At 64.0% G+C, this 15,554-nt stretch carries 16 protein-coding genes; 6 read left to right on the forward strand and 10 right to left on the reverse strand.

What is annotated here, in order from left to right; genetic code table 11:
• Positions 1 to 91: 91 nt before the first annotated feature.
• From ACIPHM_RS09880 to ACIPHM_RS09895, 4 genes are all read right to left on the reverse strand, one after another.
• Positions 92 to 439 carry a hypothetical protein gene (locus ACIPHM_RS09880; protein ID WP_400327340.1) on the reverse strand — a complete coding sequence of 116 codons (348 nt, stop codon included), beginning with the start codon at positions 437 to 439 and terminating at the stop codon, positions 92 to 94.
• Between the two features lie 200 nt (positions 440 to 639).
• Entirely contained in the window at positions 640 to 990 is a 351-nt protein-coding gene (locus ACIPHM_RS09885) for a cupin domain-containing protein (protein WP_400327342.1), read from the reverse strand.
• A gap of 59 nt (positions 991 to 1,049) precedes the next feature.
• Positions 1,050 to 1,889 (reverse strand): siderophore-interacting protein, encoded by an 840-nt coding sequence (locus ACIPHM_RS09890; RefSeq protein WP_400327344.1) that lies wholly within the window; start codon positions 1,887 to 1,889, stop codon positions 1,050 to 1,052.
• Positions 1,889 to 2,317, reverse strand: a complete 429-nt coding sequence (locus ACIPHM_RS09895; RefSeq protein ID WP_400327346.1) for a PadR family transcriptional regulator — start codon at positions 2,315 to 2,317, stop codon at positions 1,889 to 1,891. Before ACIPHM_RS09895 ends, ACIPHM_RS09890 begins: the two co-directional genes overlap by 1 nt.
• Between ACIPHM_RS09895 and ACIPHM_RS09900 the strand changes: the two genes are divergently transcribed.
• Together ACIPHM_RS09900 and ACIPHM_RS09905 are read left to right on the forward strand one after the other, a co-directional pair.
• Complete coding sequence (locus tag ACIPHM_RS09900) at positions 2,306 to 2,512, forward strand: hypothetical protein (protein ID WP_400327347.1); 207 nt, start codon at positions 2,306 to 2,308, stop codon at positions 2,510 to 2,512. The genes ACIPHM_RS09895 and ACIPHM_RS09900 overlap by 12 nt on opposite strands.
• Before the next feature lie 332 nt (positions 2,513 to 2,844).
• On the forward strand, positions 2,845 to 3,291 hold the full coding sequence (locus tag ACIPHM_RS09905; RefSeq protein ID WP_400327349.1) for a GNAT family N-acetyltransferase: 447 nt from the start codon (positions 2,845 to 2,847) through the stop codon (positions 3,289 to 3,291).
• A gap of 133 nt (positions 3,292 to 3,424) precedes the next feature.
• Here the strand turns inward: ACIPHM_RS09905 and ACIPHM_RS09910 are convergent, their stop codons facing one another.
• The 3 genes from ACIPHM_RS09910 to ACIPHM_RS09920 form a co-directional block, all read right to left on the reverse strand.
• Complete coding sequence (locus tag ACIPHM_RS09910) at positions 3,425 to 4,222, reverse strand: transporter substrate-binding domain-containing protein (RefSeq protein WP_400327503.1); 798 nt, start codon at positions 4,220 to 4,222, stop codon at positions 3,425 to 3,427.
• A 459-nt stretch (positions 4,223 to 4,681) separates the two neighbouring features.
• The gene (locus ACIPHM_RS09915; protein ID WP_400327351.1) at positions 4,682 to 5,137 is read right to left on the reverse strand and encodes an HU family DNA-binding protein; all 456 of its coding nucleotides are present in this window, start codon (positions 5,135 to 5,137) and stop codon (positions 4,682 to 4,684) included.
• A gap of 324 nt (positions 5,138 to 5,461) precedes the next feature.
• Positions 5,462 to 6,571: a hypothetical protein gene (locus ACIPHM_RS09920; RefSeq protein WP_400327352.1), complete on the reverse strand. Its 1,110-nt coding sequence runs from the start codon at positions 6,569 to 6,571 to the stop codon at positions 5,462 to 5,464.
• Positions 6,572 to 6,933: 362 nt separating this feature from the next.
• On the opposite strand from ACIPHM_RS09920, the gene ACIPHM_RS09925 reads away from it, so the two are divergent.
• Positions 6,934 to 8,160, forward strand: a complete 1,227-nt coding sequence (locus ACIPHM_RS09925) for a sugar MFS transporter (protein WP_400327354.1) — start codon at positions 6,934 to 6,936, stop codon at positions 8,158 to 8,160.
• 2 nt (positions 8,161 to 8,162) lie between these two features.
• Here the strand turns inward: ACIPHM_RS09925 and pagP are convergent, their stop codons facing one another.
• Complete coding sequence (gene pagP, locus ACIPHM_RS09930; protein WP_400327356.1) at positions 8,163 to 8,855, reverse strand: lipid IV(A) palmitoyltransferase PagP; 693 nt, start codon at positions 8,853 to 8,855, stop codon at positions 8,163 to 8,165.
• A gap of 724 nt (positions 8,856 to 9,579) precedes the next feature.
• Between pagP and ACIPHM_RS09935 the strand changes: the two genes are divergently transcribed.
• Together ACIPHM_RS09935 and dmpG are read left to right on the forward strand one after the other, a co-directional pair.
• Positions 9,580 to 10,566 carry an acetaldehyde dehydrogenase (acetylating) gene (locus ACIPHM_RS09935; protein ID WP_400327358.1) on the forward strand — a complete coding sequence of 329 codons (987 nt, stop codon included), beginning with the start codon at positions 9,580 to 9,582 and terminating at the stop codon, positions 10,564 to 10,566.
• 34 nt (positions 10,567 to 10,600) lie between these two features.
• Positions 10,601 to 11,620, forward strand: a complete 1,020-nt coding sequence (dmpG, locus tag ACIPHM_RS09940) for a 4-hydroxy-2-oxovalerate aldolase (RefSeq protein WP_400327359.1) — start codon at positions 10,601 to 10,603, stop codon at positions 11,618 to 11,620.
• A 178-nt stretch (positions 11,621 to 11,798) separates the two neighbouring features.
• Here the strand turns inward: dmpG and ACIPHM_RS09945 are convergent, their stop codons facing one another.
• Both ACIPHM_RS09945 and ACIPHM_RS09950 read right to left on the reverse strand, forming a co-directional pair.
• The gene (locus ACIPHM_RS09945; RefSeq protein WP_400327361.1) at positions 11,799 to 12,590 is read right to left on the reverse strand and encodes an IclR family transcriptional regulator; all 792 of its coding nucleotides are present in this window, start codon (positions 12,588 to 12,590) and stop codon (positions 11,799 to 11,801) included.
• On the reverse strand, positions 12,590 to 13,567 hold the full coding sequence (locus ACIPHM_RS09950; RefSeq protein ID WP_400327362.1) for a flagellar brake protein: 978 nt from the start codon (positions 13,565 to 13,567) through the stop codon (positions 12,590 to 12,592). Before ACIPHM_RS09950 ends, ACIPHM_RS09945 begins: the two co-directional genes overlap by 1 nt.
• Before the next feature lie 312 nt (positions 13,568 to 13,879).
• Between ACIPHM_RS09950 and ACIPHM_RS09955 the strand changes: the two genes are divergently transcribed.
• A complete protein-coding gene (locus ACIPHM_RS09955) occupies positions 13,880 to 15,502 on the forward strand; it encodes a hypothetical protein (protein ID WP_400327364.1) in 1,623 nt (540 codons plus the stop codon).
• Positions 15,503 to 15,554 lie beyond the last annotated feature (52 nt).

Consider the following 15,554-nt stretch of genomic DNA (forward strand, 5'->3'; position numbering starts at 1 on the left):
TGGCTTTCTGACGGCTTCCTTGCTGCGTACGTCTGATGCCTAAGTTCGCCGCCTGATGTCGCCGCTTAATTTCACCGCTTGAGTTCGCCTTCTACTGCTCGGTACTGGTGATGAAGACGCTGCCGTTGCGCTCCGGTGCATACAGAATCAATGTCGGCGCGTGAATGTCGAAGGCGCGCTCGCAAGCCTCTCCGTAGGAATCGAACTGCACGGCCCAAGCACCGTTGCGCACGTAGCAGTGCGTGACGGTGTCGGTGCGCCGGTCGAACTCCTGACCAAGAAACACACCCTGCGTGTAACACCAGACGACGAACCCGTGAAAGTCGGCTTGCTCCGGCGCGCGAAAAACACGCCAGCGCGCGTCGTCTCGTCCTGCCTGACGCGCCGTCGCGCCCGCCGCCCAACGTTCGAAACCGTCGTGTCGTTTGCGTTGCTCCATGTCGTCGTACCCCCTATGGGTGAACCGCCCTCCGGGTGCCGGAATTCGACATCCCCGGGCGCGTTTTCATAGTCGGAATTTGTTCCTGGCATTTCTATCAGGCAATTCCGAAAGACGGCAGGGAATTTCTCCAAAGGGACGACTGAAGGCCGACGGAACACCGACCGACGGCCGTTTGAAACGACGGCATTCGACCCCGCTCAATCGTAGTGAATCGCAAGCCAGACGGTGGTTTCGCCCTGTGCGGTCCATTCCACGCGATGCTGTCGGCCTGCCGCGATCGTGACGGCATCGCCCGGTCTGAGCACGAGCGTCTGGCCGGGCGCGTCCGCGAAGACGAGCCCGGCACTCCCGGTAAGCAGCACCACCCACTCGTGCTGCGGCTGGTCGTACCAGAAGCCTGCCGGCGATGCCTGCCCTGTCGAGACAATGCGCTCGACGCGCATGCCCGGACGAGCCACCAGCGTGTCGAACTGTTCGGCGGCTGCCGGATAGGGATGCGACGGCAGACCGGCAAACAGGTTTGTTTCGGGCAGCAGAGGCGTATCCATACGTATTGAGCGTTCTCTCTTCAATGGGGGATAGAAAGCGTACACGCGCTGCCCCGAACTCAGTCGTCCAGATTTTCGTGGACGGCCGCGTCGCCGCGTCGCCAGTAGGCTGCGGCCTTGACCCATTTGGGATTAAGGCCTCGCGTCTCGACGAGGTGACGGCGCACGGCCTTCGCCACGCCCGCTTCGGCCGCGATCCACGCGTGCACATCGCCCGAGGGCAGGCTGGCGACCTGAAGGGCGTCGATCAGTGCGGTGCTTTGTCCGGCAGGCGTGCCTTCGCGGTAGACCCATTCGACCACGACATCGGCCTCGCTTGCGAAGCGCAGGCGGTCTGATGGCGCGTCGATTTCCGCGAAGACGAACACGAGTGCACCCGCGGGCAACTCGGCCAGACGTCGCGAGATCGCAGGAAGCGCCGTATCGTCGCCGATGAGGACGTAGGCGTCGAAGTTCATGGGAATGACGAACGAGCCGCGCGGGCCGCCGACACCGAGCCGGTCGCCCGGTTTGGCCGAGCGGGCCCATTGTGTGGCGGGGCCGGACTCATGCATCGCGAAGTCGATCACCAGCGTTTTCGACGCGGCGTCGTACTGACGCGGCGTGTAATCGCGCATGAGACGCGGCGCGTCGCCGGGGGCCGGCTTGGAGAGCCCTTCGGGGCCGACTTGCGGCACGGCCAGCTCGCCTGTGTCGGGGTTCGGGAAGAACAGTTTGACGTGATCGTCGAAGCCGGGGCTGGTGAAGCCTTCGAGGTCGTTGCCGCCAAGCGTTACGCGCAGCATGTGCGGCGTGAGGGCTTCGACGCTGCGCACTTCGAGCAGGCGGAATCGAAGTTCGTGACGCACGCGTTGCGGCGTGCGGTCCAGGGTGACGTTCGGTGCAGCGTTGTCTTGCATCAGAGTCGCTCCAGTTGTTGTGCGGCCGCGTCGAGAATGGCGGCGAACGCGTTGGCCTGTTCGGTCGTGAGCGGCTCGCCGCCCAGACGCAAATGCACGGCATATTTGAAGTTGTGCAGCGCGCGCATGACCTGCGGCGGCATGTCTTCCGAGCGCTCGCGACGCGTCGCGAGCCGTGCCAGCAGTTCCGTGACCGAGTCTTCGTTCTCGGCCAGATACTCGCGGCCGGTGTCGGTGATCTCATACGACTTGCGCTGGCTGTCGCCCGCGTTTTCCTGCACACGGATGTAACCCATGTCTTCGAGTAGCGTGAGCGTCGGGTAGACCACGCCTGCGCTGGGGCTGTACGTCCCGTTTGCGCTTTCTTCGATGGCTTTGATGAGTTCGTAACCGTGACGCGGTTGCTGCGAGATCAGATGCAGCAGCACGAGCCGCAAGCCGCCATGACTGAAAAGACGGCCGCCGCCGCGCGGGCCCCGGCCACCGAACTCACCTCGTTCGCCGCGGCCTTCGCCCGGTCCCTCGCCGCCGCCGCGCCGCCCATGGCGCCCACCGCGCCGTTCGTCGCCGAAATCCATTTTGTCCATGTCCAACGGGCCTCTGCCCATGAAATCGCCACGTGATCCACGCATGATGCGACTCCTTATCGATGTAGTTAAGACAGGGTTACGATATATCTAAATTACATCGAAAGCAAAATTATTTTCGAGAGAATCCTGGATGAAGTAGGGAAATCGTTTTGTGACGGGGGATTGGGCGAGGTGGGGGCGACGATGGGGGGTATCGATGTTGCTCGGAAACTATATCGAAATGACTATTTCGATAGTCTCGGGATCGGGGTGGCGCGAGCCGGGAAATCTGCGCAATAATGCGCGGCCTTTGGCGCTCTGCGTTTTAGGATCTTCACGCCTCAAGCGTCTTCTGTCACCCCGATGCACCCGCCGCCGCCGACACCATGGAAATCAGAAAGTACCAGACGCCGGATCTCGACGAACTCGGCCGTCTCTTCAACGACTATCGCGTGTTCTACGAACAGCCGTCGGATATTGCGCTCGCCAGCCGATATATCGCCGAGCGCACCAGCGCTGGCGACTCGGTGATCTTCGTTGCCTCGGAAGACGGCACGACGTTGACGGGTTTCTGTCAGCTTTACCCGTCGTTCTGCTCGGTCGCGGCCGCGCCGATCTATGTTTTGTACGACCTGTTCGTCTCACCGCCGCATCGACGCCTCGGCGTGGGGGCACAACTGCTGAAGGCGGCGGCCGTGCACGCACGCGCAGAAGGAAAGGTGCGGATGGATCTGACGACCGCAAAGGACAACCTCAAAGCGCAGGCGCTCTACGAGTCGTTGGGATGGAAGCGGGACGAGGTTTTCTACACCTATAACTTGTCCCTTTCTTGATGCATGGCGCCTGAGACGCGACGCAGGATGCGCCAAGCGCCCGTCGCCGGAATGGCTCCCGGTGCTGGCAGACTTGCGGACGGGACTTAGCAGTGTTGGTGTTGGGCGTGACGCAACGGAACCGGGCGCAGAGTTACTGCAACACCGGCAGATCCGTCTGCAGCCACTTGCGATAGAGCTTGTTCAACTCGCCGTTGGCGGTGTTGCGCGTGACGAAATCGTTCACGCTCGCGAGGAGTTCCGGCTGATTCGGACGCAGCGCGATACCCATCGCTTGTTGCAGCAGGTTGAACTTCGGCTCGAACTGGCCCGGCGCACGCTGACGAATGACGTTGGCGACCGTCACCGAGCAGCCGATGGCATCGACCTGACCCGAGAGGAGTGCCTGCATGGCGGCGGCATCGTCGTCGAAGCGGCGAATCTCGGTGCCTTCGGGGGCTGTCTTCGTGACGGCGGTGTCCTGCGTGCTCGCACGCGCCACGCTCACCCGCAGACCCTTCAGATCGGCGGCGGATTTGATGGGTGCTCCCGTCTTGCCGAGCAGCAGGATCGTCGCGGCGGCATACGGCTTCGAGAACTGCACCTGCTTGGCGCGCTCGGGCGTGATCGCGAGCGACGCGACGAGCACATCCACTTTCCCGGAGAGCAGATACGGAATGCGGTTAGGCCCCGTCACCGGCACGATGTTGACTTTCACCCCAAGATCCTTGGCCAGCAGTTTTGCGACATCGGCGTCATATCCATCGGGCTGTGCTTGCGCATTGGTCGTGCCATACGGGGGGAAGTCGATGAGCATGCCGACGTTGAGCGTGCCCTTCTTCTTGATGTCGGCGACGGTCTGCGCGTGAGCGGGTGTGGCGAACAACGACACGGTGCCGGTCAGCAGACCGCCAAGCGTGCCACCGAGCGAGCCGACAAAACCGGCCGGCATGGCCGCGACCCCGAGCGTGGCGAGGAAGTGGCGGCGGGTGTGAGGGCCGGAGCAATTCCCGGCTGTCCGATGCTCGGCCGGATGGGCTGGCGACGACGGAACCTGAGCCGGGTGACGCGAAAACTTGCGGGTCATGCGGGATCTCCTGAGTTCGCGAAGACGTTGCCAAGGGCAAATGCGCCGTGCGCTGCCGGGCGACGCGTTGCGTCTCGAGCGATGGTAGCGGGCGGCACAAGAGGCGTCCACTCCGCAAAAACCCCAGCGAAAACCCTGAATCGCGTGGGGACGATGCGACGTCCCGCGCGTTGCTGAGGATGACGAAATCAACCGTCCCCGGGGGCGAGCCGATCGAGCGGACGAAAAAAAACGGTGCCGAAAATCGGCACCGTCTTCAGAGACTGCTGTCAGGTTCTGGCAATTCGCGCTGCCGGGCAGGCCGCAGCGACGCGATAGCAAGATTTACTGAGCGGCGTCCTTGACCTTCTTCAGCGGGCGAACCTTCACGCGCACCGAAGCCGGCTTTGCCGGGAACCAACGCTCTTCGCCCGAGAACGGATCCTTGCCGAAACGCTTCGCCTTGGCGGCGATTTGTTGCGACGTGACTTTGAACAGACCATGCAGCGTGAATTCGCCTGCGCCCTTCTTGTGCAGTGCGCTGATGATCGTCGTTTCGAGAGCGGCCAGCACTGCCTTGACGTCCTTGACGGCGACAGCCGAAGTTTCGGCAATGTGTGCTGCGAGCTGGGTCTTGTTGAGTGCTTCCTTGATCGGCGAAATCTTGGCGGCTGCCTTAGGAGCCGCCTTCGGGGCTGCCTTCGGTGCTGCTGCCTTTTTCGCTACCGGAGCCTTCTTAGCAGCCGGAGCTTTCTTCGCCACAGGGGCCTTCTTTGCTGCTGCTTTCTTTGCCGTTGCCATATCGATCCAATCGATGAGAATAAGAAAGTGCCGTCGGAGAACGGCCACCCGAATGATACGTATTGATGCGCCGACGATTCTACCTAAGAAATCGCTTTATGCGAGCAGTGCGCGCATTATGTTGCGCGCTTGCCGCATAAGGCTGAGCGGCGAAAAGCCCTGCATTTTGCGTCGAAACTTTCGCAAGCCGATGATTTGTTGTCGATGCGACGAATCGGCGCCGCGATCTCCTCGCGTCTTTCGACCCATTTCCCGATCAACTTTTTTATGCGATTTTTGCGCGTGGTGCGTGCGGCATGCACCATCGCAATCGTCTCGAAACGCCTAGAAACGCTGCATTTCGCAGGTTTCGCAGCGGCCGTCGGCATTGCACCACGCGTCGGACAGCGTCGTGCCGTCGGCGCCAAATGTGATGTTGTGCTTCGCGCCGTAACTGCCCGCGAGTTGCAAACGGTCGCCCGCGAGCGTGCCTTGCACTGTGGTGTGAACATTCGGCTCGACGTCGTCGACGCTGCCGCTCACTTGGGCGCCATTCAGCGCGAGCGACATCAGGCGCGTCATCGGCGAGCCGAAAAATCCCCACCACGGTGGTGCATTCGTGCACAGACCGCGCCAGCGTCCCGACGGATTCACCACGGGCGAGGGCGCCGGTGCGCTCGTCTGAATCGTTGCGCCCGGGGGGATCGGCGGTGTGACGATCGTGGTGCCGGCAGGCGCGGGGGCGTCGATGGCGGCTACGTCACGCGCGACTTCCGGGGGGCTCGCGTTGGCTGCATGGGGCGCGTTCACCGCATTCAGTCCCGCGGTGTCGCCGATGCTGCCCGGCGGCGGCGTGTCCACCGGTTGCGGTGTCTGGGACGCAACCGTCGTGGCGATGCTCGCGTCTTGGGCCGCAGTCGCGGGCGGTGCGTAGGTGCTCACGGCCGGTGCCGGTGCAGCAGGTGCAACCGGAGATGCGGGAGCGGCCGGGGCGGCGCTGAACGTGCCGGACGCGCCGTCGACGCGCGCCATATCGGACGTCAGGCCGTCGTTAGGCACGGGCGCCGCGGCCGCTGCACACACGTGACACGACATGTGCGACAGGCTATTGCGCGTGAGCGGACGCGTGCCGTACAGGCGCTGACTGCCTTGCGTGCCGTCGCGCAGAATCGTGACGTAAGGCGTGTCGTCGAGCTGGTAATCGATCTTCGCGCACGAGGGAGCGTCGGTCTGCATCGTGACGTCGGCGGAAAAAACGCCGTTCAGTGCACGTGTCGGCAGCACCGACACCGACGCCGAACAGTCGGCCACGATCTGCGCGCAATTGCACGCGGCGACCGGCGCGCGCGATGCGGCCGACGCACTGCCGGACTGCGCGTGTGCGTGTCCGGCAACGCCGAGCGTGCCCGCAACGAGCCAGCCCGTCGCGATTCTCAAAAACTTGAAACCCCGCATGATGTTTCCCCAAATGTTGCGGCATATCCCATGCTGCGGATAGTCGATCAAAAGATGTCGGCTGGCAAGCGCCGAAAACAGCGAAAAACAAGGGATTACGGGCCCTTTTCGACGGATGAGGACGCGTGACGAAACCTTGTCGCGTCACGCAAATTTCAGATTCCGCTCGTATCGCGGCGTCGATAGTGCGGTCTACACTGCTCGGACCTGCCCCCTTCATTGCGTTTTCAACGCGCCTTTGCCGTTGTCCACTGGAGACATGCATGCCCTTCGACCGCACGAGTGGCCCCAGTTCTACTGCTTCCTCCCCTTCCTCCTCCTCGTCTTCCTCCCCCCGCTCCCGCCATACTCCGACGCCGCCCATGCCATCCGCGAATCGCGTACTCGCGATGCTCGCCACACTCTTCTTCGCAATGGGGCTCATTACGTCGCTGAACGACATTCTGGTGCCGCACTTCAAGGCCGCCTTCGATCTGACGTACCGGGACGCGGCACTCATCCAGTCGAGCTTCTTCGCCGCGTATTTCGTGGTGTCGTACCCGGCAGGGCAATACACCGCCCGCGTCGGCTACCGTCGCGCGCTGGCCAGTTCGCTCTGGCTGGCCGGTTTCGGTTGTGCCTTGTTCTTCCCTGCGGCGGCGCTCGTCTCGTATCCGTGCTTTCTCGTCGCGCTGTTCGTGCTGGCGAGCGGCATCACGCTGCTCCAGGTGGCGGTGAACGCCTATGTGGAGACGCTGGGCTCGCGCGGTGAAGCGCCCAGCCGTCTCACGCTGGTGCAGGCGTTCAACTCGCTTGGCACGACCGTCGGACCGCCGCTCGCGGCGCTCTGGATTCTCGCGCCGCAAGCCACCTCCGCCACTGGCCACGCGGTCGACAGCGTGCGTGGGCCTTACGGGCTGCTGGCGACGGTGCTGGTGCTTGGCGGGATCGTGCTATGGCGATTGACGCTGCCGGAGCAGCGCGCGAGCGACGCGTCGCCGCCGGGTGTGCTCGGCAACGTGCGCGGCCTGCTCGCGCACCGTCCCTTGCGTTACGGCATTGCGGCGCTATTTCTTTATGTCGGCGCTGAAGTGAGTATCGGAAGTTTCCTGATCGGCTACCTGACGCACGCGGATACGGGCATCGTCGATCACGCGCATGCGAGTCGCTATCTGGCGCTGTATTGGGGTGGGGCGATGGTGGGACGGTTCGTCGGCGCGTGGTGGTTGCGCAGGGTGTCGCCGGGACGGCTGCTGAGTCTGTGTGCGCTCTACAACCTGATGCTGATTCTTGCGTCGCTGGCGCTGCCGGCGTCTTTTGCGATGTGGTTGTTGCTCGCGTGCGGTCTGGGCAACGCGATCATGTTCCCGACGATCTTCTCGCTTTCGGTGGGCGGCTTGGGGGCGCGCGTGAGCGAAGGCGGCGGCCTGATCTGCATGGCCATCGTGGGCGGTGCGGTGCTGCCCTATATGCAGGGAGCATTGGCGGATGTCGCGGGTATCGCGCTGTCGTTCCTCGTGCCGGGCGTGGCTTACTGCTATATCGCGGGCTTCGGCGCATGGTGCGCGCGCACCATGCCCGAGTTCGACGCAGCGCCAACGCGCTCGTGAAATCAGCCCGGCTTGCCGAATGTGTACCGGCCGAAGATGAACAGCACGTTGCCATTGCCCTTGCCGCCGGGAACGTAGGCGGTGGCAACCGATGCGCGTCCCAGGCCGATTTCGGCGAGCGGTAGCGCTGCGGGGAAGGGCACGCCGCCGAGCGTATCGGAGCGCGACATCAGGAAGACGGTGTAGCCGAGGCCGAAGCGCACCGGACCCGCATTCGCGACATTCCAGATGCGCCCGTAGCCGGCCATCGGCGACCAGTCGTTGTGCGAATCCTTGAACGCCATCGCGTACAACATGCGCGAGCCGTTCTTGCCGTCGGACAGCACGCGGCCATAGCCTAGTCCCCACGGGTTCTCATTGAACTGGGAGATCTTGTCGCTGGTGTAGGCAAAACGCAGGTGATGCGTATGCAGCGGCACGTACAGGTCGCTCGCGCCTTCGGTGGCGATCTCGCGAAACTCGTCCGCAATAGCGCCCGTCCAGGTGGAGATGATGCCGGGTGAGTCGTCGGCTTGGGCGGCGAGGGGTAACAGGAAGGTCAGCGCTGCACCCAGCGCGACCAGCGAGCGTGGGGAGAAATGGAAGCGATGGAAGCGATTGGGGCGCGACTTCCGCGAAGTCCGGGAAAACGTGGCAAGCGATGCGAGTGAAATCGATGGCGCGAGCCGCCCGGTGAATTGGGGGTTCGTAGTCATGGTTGAGTGAGTCGTGTTGCTGAAAACGTGCCGATCGTGACGTCGACATCGTGCGAGCGAATGGGACACCGTGAGCGCGCCGGCATAAATGCCGGGATACAGATGCGCCGTGTGACGGACATTCGAGAGTCGTCTAGACACTCGAGTATCCGCAAAAGTTCTCGATGCTTCGCTTTTCCCCGTCCACTGCGTACCCACTATCCATCCGCTGGCCGCCGCGCCAGCACGCGTTGATCGAACCTGCTGCGCGACAAAGAAGTCCTTTCACGTCAACGAGATACGGCGGATATCGACGTGTTATTCACCGGGTTGTGAACATTTTCTGTGGATAACGTGCGGACGCGCGGACACCGCCACGCCCCTGTGACTTTGGGAAAACGCCCGCCCACGCACATTCACATCAAGGCGCAGTAAATACGCGCGACATTTTTTCCCCTTCCGATCAAGCACTTGAGATAGCTATCCGCGAGTTGTCCACTGGCTTGCAAACAAATTCTGTGGATAACGAAGCGCTGCGGACACCCGCGCCACGCCTCGTTTTGCAGCACGGGGCACAACTTTCACGCGCGGCAAATCTTCCCTGTCGGATCAGTGGCTTGCGATGCTTTTCCGCAAGTTATCAACGGGCTTGTGAACAAAAAGTGTGGATAAGCCATCGATTCGTTAATCTCAATATATGGGATTTATGTTTACATATTGACATTAAGATTCTCGCGGAATTACGATGCGCCTCATACCAGTGGACGGATACGTTCAGGAGACGACAGTGACGGAACGACGCAAACAGAAAGTGGCGATCATTGGCTCGGGCAACATCGGCACCGACCTGATGATCAAGGTGATGCGTAACAGCGAGCATCTGGAGATGGGGGCCATGGTCGGTATCGACCCGGCCTCCGACGGGCTGGCGCGCGCCGAGCGTCTGGGGGTGCCGGTGACGTCCGGTGGGATCGATGGCTTGCTGGCCATGCCCGGATTCGAAGACATTCGCATCGCGTTCGACGCGACGTCGGCCAAGGCGCATGCGCATCACAATGAACTGCTTCAGGCGCGCGGCGTGCAGGTGATCGACCTGACGCCTGCGGCCATCGGCCCGTACGTCATTCCGTCGATCAATCTCGACGCGCATCTCGACGCCCGCAACATCAATATGGTGACCTGCGGCGGCCAGGCGACGATTCCGATGGTCGCCGCCATCTCGCAAGTCGCGAAGGTGCATTACGCGGAAATCGTCGCTTCGATTTCGAGCAAGTCGGCGGGACCGGGCACGCGCGCCAATATCGACGAGTTCACGGAAACGACGTCGAAGGCCATCGAAGTGCTGGGGGGGGCGTCGCGCGGCAAGGCGATCATCGTGCTCAATCCGGCCGAGCCGCCGCTCATCATGCGCGACACCGTTTTCGTGCTCTCCGAGCCGGGCGATCAGGCCGCCATCGAAGCGAGCATTCAGGCGATGGTCGACAAGGTGCACGCTTACGTGCCGGGCTACCGTCTCAAGCAGAAGGTGCAGTTTGAATTGTTCGACGCGTCGCGTGCGCTGAACGTGCCGGGCCTGGGCAAGCTCACCGGGCTGAAGACATCGGTTTTCCTCGAAGTGGAGGGCGCCGCACACTACCTGCCGGCCTACGCGGGCAATCTCGACATCATGACCAGCGCCGCGCTGGCCTGTGCCGACCGAATCGCCGCCACCCGCCTGGCGCTCGCCGCTTGAGCGCCGCACGCGCCATCAGGAGACACACATCATCATGACGCAGAAAAAGCTCTATATCTCCGACGTGACGCTGCGCGACGGCAGCCACGCGATTCGTCACCAGTACAGCATTGCCAATGTGAAGGCGATTGCCGCCGCGCTCGATGCCGCACGCGTCGATTCCATCGAAGTCGCTCACGGCGACGGTCTTGCCGGGTCGAGCTTCAACTACGGTTTCGGCGCGCATACCGATCTCGAGTGGATCGCGGCCGTGGCTGAAACGGTCACGCACGCCAAGGTCGCAACGCTCTTGCTGCCGGGCGTGGGCACCGTGCATGACCTGCGCGAAGCCTACGACGCCGGTGCGCGCGTGGTGCGCATTGCGACGCATTGCACCGAGGCCGACGTTTCCCGTCAGCACATCGCCTACGCACGCGAACTGGGCATGGACACCGTTGGCTTTCTGATGATGAGCCACATGACCACGCCGCAGCATCTGGCCGAGCAGGCCAAGCGGATGGAGTCGTACGGCGCGACGTGCATCTATGTGGTGGATTCGGGCGGTGCGCTGGGCATGACCGACGTGCGCGAGCGCTTCCGCGCGTTCAAGGATGTGCTCAAGCCCGAGACACTCACCGGCATGCATGCGCACCACAACCTGAGCCTCGGCGTGGCGAACTCCATCGTCGCGGTGGAGGAGGGCTGCGATCGCATCGACGCCAGCCTCGCGGGCATGGGGGCGGGGGCGGGGAATGCGCCGCTGGAAGTGTTCATCGCAGCGGCGTCGCGCCTGGGCTGGAACCACGGCTGCGATCTTTACACGCTGATGGATGCGGCCGACGACATCGTGCGCCCGTTGCAGGATCGCGCCGTGCGCGTGGATCGCGAGACGCTGGCACTCGGTTATGCGGGCGTGTATTCGAGTTTCCTGCGTCACGCGGAAGCGGCTGCGGCGCGCTATGACCTCAAGACCGTCGATATTCTGGTCGAGCTGGGGCAGCGTCGCATGGTGGGCGGTCAGGAGGACATGATCGTCGACGTCGCGCTCGATCTGCTCAAGCGCCGCGCTGCCTAGTCGGATGTCACGCTGCTGAATCGGGTACCGTGCCGCCTAATCAGGCGCGGCTCAGTTCAAGCCACCGGACGCAGCGTTGCATCCCCGAGGTTTCACCCTGGCATCACCCAACGTTTGACCCACGTCGCGGTAGTTGCGCGCCGATGCCGGCCCCTCGTCAGACGGGCCGGCTTTTTTATCACCGTCCATTACCGGACCAGCCGAGCTGGCGACTGATCTGAGCGGCGGCATGCTTCACGCTCGGAACGAGCTCATGCATGCGCTCGCGGCTCATGTACTTGGTCGTGCTCGAGACGCTGATGGCCGCGACGATCCGCTGGCTGGCGTCATACACGGGCGCGGCCACGCAGCGAATCTGCGGCGTGTCGTCTTCCAGATCGAACGCATATCCGAGCCGCGCGTAGTCGTGCATGCGCGCGAGCCACGTCGCCGTGTCGACCGGATGCGATGGCGCTTGTTCCTGATAGTGCGCAAGCTGCGCCTGCCATTGCGCTTCGTCCTGATCGAGCAGCAGCGCCTTGCCGACGCCCGTCACGCAAATCGGTTTGCGCCCGCCGATACGCGAGCTGATTTCCACGGCGCGTTGCCCCGGCAGTTTGTCGAGGTACATCACTTCCCAGCCGTCGGCGACGGCCAGATGCACCGTGTCTTGCGTTTCGCTCGCGAGCATTTCGAGCGCCGGACGTGCGACGCGCGGCAAGTCGATCTGGCGATACGCGAGAAAGCCCAGTTCGATGAGCTTGTTACCGAGCCGGTAACCGCGGCGCGGCTCGAAGCGCAGATACCCCGCATGCACGAGTGCCGACGCAATGCGGTGCGTGGTCGAGGGCGTGATGCCGGTATGCGTCGAGAGCGCAGGGATGGTGTCGATGCCTGCGGCGACCGCCTCCACGATATCGAGGCCCCGGAAGAGCGTCTGACTGGCGAGGGTGCGAGGGCGCTCGGCCTCCGGTGCCTTCGGTTTTGCCATCAGGCCCCCCCGAGCGCGAGCAGGCGCTCGTAGACGTAGCACTTGAGCGCGACGTAATGCGACGGTTCGAGCACCGGCAGCTCGATGCCATGCAAATGCCCGTCGTCGCCCTGCTGCACACCGCGAATCGTGCCGAGGGCTTCGATGGGCATGTCGATGTCGCCCACGTGCACGCGAAACGTCAGTTGCACATTGTCGCCGGGGGCGCCGAGCGGCGCGTCCGCCAAGAGCGAGACCCCTTCGGCGCTGACATCTTGCAGCAACGCCAGATGACGCGCGTCGCCTGCGGTGACGGAGACGACCAGCCTGGCGGGCACACGTTGCGAGCGGCGCAGCACCTTGCGGCGAATTTGCGCCGGTGCCGACAGCACGACGTAATCGAACGGCACCCGCTCGACGCGCTCCACCGTGCACACGAAGTGATAGATGTCCTCGCCCGAGAACGTCCACAGTTCGAGCCGTTCGCTCGCTTGCAGGGTAGGGGGGGCGGCGCGTCCGGTCGGGGCCGTGACGAACAGCATTTGATTGGGGGCGTGCCCGATGACGCGAGTGCGCACTCGCTGCGATCCGGTGCCGGGCGGCAACTGAATTTGCAGCCAGTCGCCGGGGCGCAGATTCAGGTCGGTGAGTCCGTACTGCGGCGACGTCGCGCTTGCGGCGGCGGGGTCAGCGGGCGCTTGCGTCGGTGCTTCTGCGTCGGTGGCGGCGACCTTGTCTTCCCCCAGATTCGCAACGCGATGCGGGGCAAACGACGTGAACAGCCAGTCACGCCCGGCTTGGGTGGGGACGATGTCGCCGGCGGCCAGCAGCGGCTCGCCATTGCGATCGACGATGGCCCAGGGCAGCGCTTGCCCTAGCGGAATGTCATCGGGCGCGAGGGCGACGAGGGGGAGTCCCGGCGCTGCCGCAGGCGCTGGGGAATTGGCGGCATTGCCCGAATTGTCGGCAGGTGCTTGAGAGGGTGTATGGGTAGACATATCGATTCAGCGAAGTGGGCGCTCGCCGGAGCGCCTGAGACGACCGCAGACGTCAGGTGTGGCGAAAGTCTACCGCGCCGCATTGGCACTTGGCGAGAGGGGACGCGTTCGCGCAGTGTCCGTCACTGCACAAGCTGCGTAAGTTGGGGCTCGCTGGGGTGCGTGGCGCAAGGGGGGGGTCGTGCGCGCACGCGCTGGGATGCCGGGGCTTGCGCGCGTGTCCGCCCGACGAGGTGCCGCGAAATCGCCACCGTCTGCCTATAGTCGACGGTTTGCCGGCGCGCCCGGCGACGATCTTGCAGGGAGAATGCGATGTGGTACCAACAGTGTGCAGGCACCAGCGGCTGGGGACAGGGAGCGAGTGCATCGCAGCGAATGGGCGGGGCGACCGATGGGCAGGAACCGCAAGGCCTGGCGGAATTGCCGGGCATGCGCGGGGCGTTGGCGGGCAGACGTGTCGAACGCCCCGATCTCGTGACGCGGCTGACACAAGCGGCGAACGCGGTGCGCAACGCGCGGCTCAACGGGGTTGAGGTGCCGCGTCGCGTCGATCCCGATCTGGCGCGGGCGTTTGCGGGGGCGTGGGCCGGCTTATGGGTGACGACCGGGCCGTGCCAGCACTTCTATCGCAAGGAGTTCAATCTGGCGCATGAGCGCGACGCACGGCTGGCGCAGAACCAGCAGCAGGTCGAGTCGACGTTGGCGCTCACTCACGGCGGTCGCGACCGGCGCGCGGTCGACATCGCCGTCGAACAGGTATGCGGCGATGTGGCGTCGTGGCTGGAGACGATTGCTGCAACGGGGGACCGGGGTTGGCGCTTTCGCGCCGCACGCGACGCCATGTCGCTGGCCGGCAATCTGTCCCTGCTTGCGATCATTGCCGCCTGTTTCTATCAGGCGCAGAACGCCGACGATGACGCGGCGGCGCATCACGGCCGCGGCGTGGAGGCCGCCAATACCCCATTCGGCGTGCCGTGGGCGGATTGGACGTTGCTGGCGCTCGAAGGTGCGAAGGGCGTGGTCACGCAGTCGCTGGGCTCGCCGACGCTCATCCGTCACCACGCGGTCGACGAAGTGCTCAAGCGCATGGATGCGGGATGCCGGTTGCTCGAAGCGTGTGTCGCGTTGCCATTGCCTTCGAAGCCGTCGGCATGGCGCGGCACGCTCGGCAAGCTCACGCTCGCGCGTGATGTCGCCACGCTCTTCACCTTTGCGAACTCGGCGGTGCCGCCAGCGCGGCTCGGGCTCTGGGCGCCGTCGTGGTTCTCCGGGGCGTCGACCACGCGGGACGGCTACCGGGGCATCTTGCGTGTGGCGGGGCTGATGCTCGATTCGTGCCGCGCGGTCACGAGCCTGCTGGGCACATGGGCGCGCAACGAGGGGTTCACGCTCGACGCGCGCGGTCTCACGCGTCGATGGGAAGCGCTATGCGAACGACTGGCGACGGTGCCCGAGGATGACCGTGCGACGGTGCTCGGTCGAGTCGCCCACGTCACACAACTCGCTTCGCTTTGCGACACGCAGTTGCTGGCGAAGATCGCCTCGCAGAGAACGTTACGTGAGCACTTGCTCTCATCGTCCCGTTCCTTGACCGCGAGCGAGATCGCGCAGACGTGCGAGCAGTTCGAGGTGCAGTGCCACGCGTCGTGTGTCGACGGCTCGACCTATTTGAGCCTGAATCCGGCGGAAAGCCCGTGGGGGCATCGCTGGCGTGACGAGGCGTGGCAGATGGGCGCCGCGACGCCCGCCAGGGCGTCGTATCGCCTGTTGCTGTTGTATCAGCATTGGAGCGCAGCGTTGCTGGAGCGGGCGGTGTCGGCGTCGTCTTGCACGAGCGAGACGCAAGATACCGGACGACCGGACGACGACCCGCTCGGTGTGACGCGCACGCGATCCGGCGTGACGCATATCGATATCCGATCGACGCGGGTTTGAGACATGTGAAGTCGAGGACGCTTCGCGCACGTGGCGGCATGTCCGATGCCGT

Source organism: Pandoraea sp. NPDC087047, assembly GCF_044745225.1.
GTDB lineage: Bacteria > Pseudomonadota > Gammaproteobacteria > Burkholderiales > Burkholderiaceae > Pandoraea.

Coding starts and splice junctions, on each gene's coding strand:
- ACIPHM_RS09880 (WP_400327340.1), bottom strand. CDS start 439: ATGGAGCAACGCAAACGACACGACGGTTTCGAACGTTGGGCGGCGGGC.
- ACIPHM_RS09885 (WP_400327342.1), bottom strand. CDS start 990: ATGGATACGCCTCTGCTGCCCGAAACAAACCTGTTTGCCGGTCTGCCG.
- ACIPHM_RS09890 (WP_400327344.1), bottom strand. CDS start 1,889: ATGCAAGACAACGCTGCACCGAACGTCACCCTGGACCGCACGCCGCAA.
- ACIPHM_RS09900 (WP_400327347.1), top strand. CDS start 2,306: ATGCAGCAGCACGAGCCGCAAGCCGCCATGACTGAAAAGACGGCCGCC.
- ACIPHM_RS09905 (WP_400327349.1), top strand. CDS start 2,845: ATGGAAATCAGAAAGTACCAGACGCCGGATCTCGACGAACTCGGCCGT.
- ACIPHM_RS09910 (WP_400327503.1), bottom strand. CDS start 4,222: ATGCCGGCCGGTTTTGTCGGCTCGCTCGGTGGCACGCTTGGCGGTCTG.
- ACIPHM_RS09915 (WP_400327351.1), bottom strand. CDS start 5,137: ATGGCAACGGCAAAGAAAGCAGCAGCAAAGAAGGCCCCTGTGGCGAAG.
- ACIPHM_RS09920 (WP_400327352.1), bottom strand. CDS start 6,571: ATGCGGGGTTTCAAGTTTTTGAGAATCGCGACGGGCTGGCTCGTTGCG.
- ACIPHM_RS09925 (WP_400327354.1), top strand. CDS start 6,934: ATGCCATCCGCGAATCGCGTACTCGCGATGCTCGCCACACTCTTCTTC.
- pagP (WP_400327356.1), bottom strand. CDS start 8,855: ATGACTACGAACCCCCAATTCACCGGGCGGCTCGCGCCATCGATTTCA.
- ACIPHM_RS09935 (WP_400327358.1), top strand. CDS start 9,580: ATGCGCCTCATACCAGTGGACGGATACGTTCAGGAGACGACAGTGACG.
- dmpG (WP_400327359.1), top strand. CDS start 10,601: ATGACGCAGAAAAAGCTCTATATCTCCGACGTGACGCTGCGCGACGGC.
- ACIPHM_RS09945 (WP_400327361.1), bottom strand. CDS start 12,590: ATGGCAAAACCGAAGGCACCGGAGGCCGAGCGCCCTCGCACCCTCGCC.
- ACIPHM_RS09950 (WP_400327362.1), bottom strand. CDS start 13,567: ATGTCTACCCATACACCCTCTCAAGCACCTGCCGACAATTCGGGCAAT.
- ACIPHM_RS09955 (WP_400327364.1), top strand. CDS start 13,880: ATGTGGTACCAACAGTGTGCAGGCACCAGCGGCTGGGGACAGGGAGCG.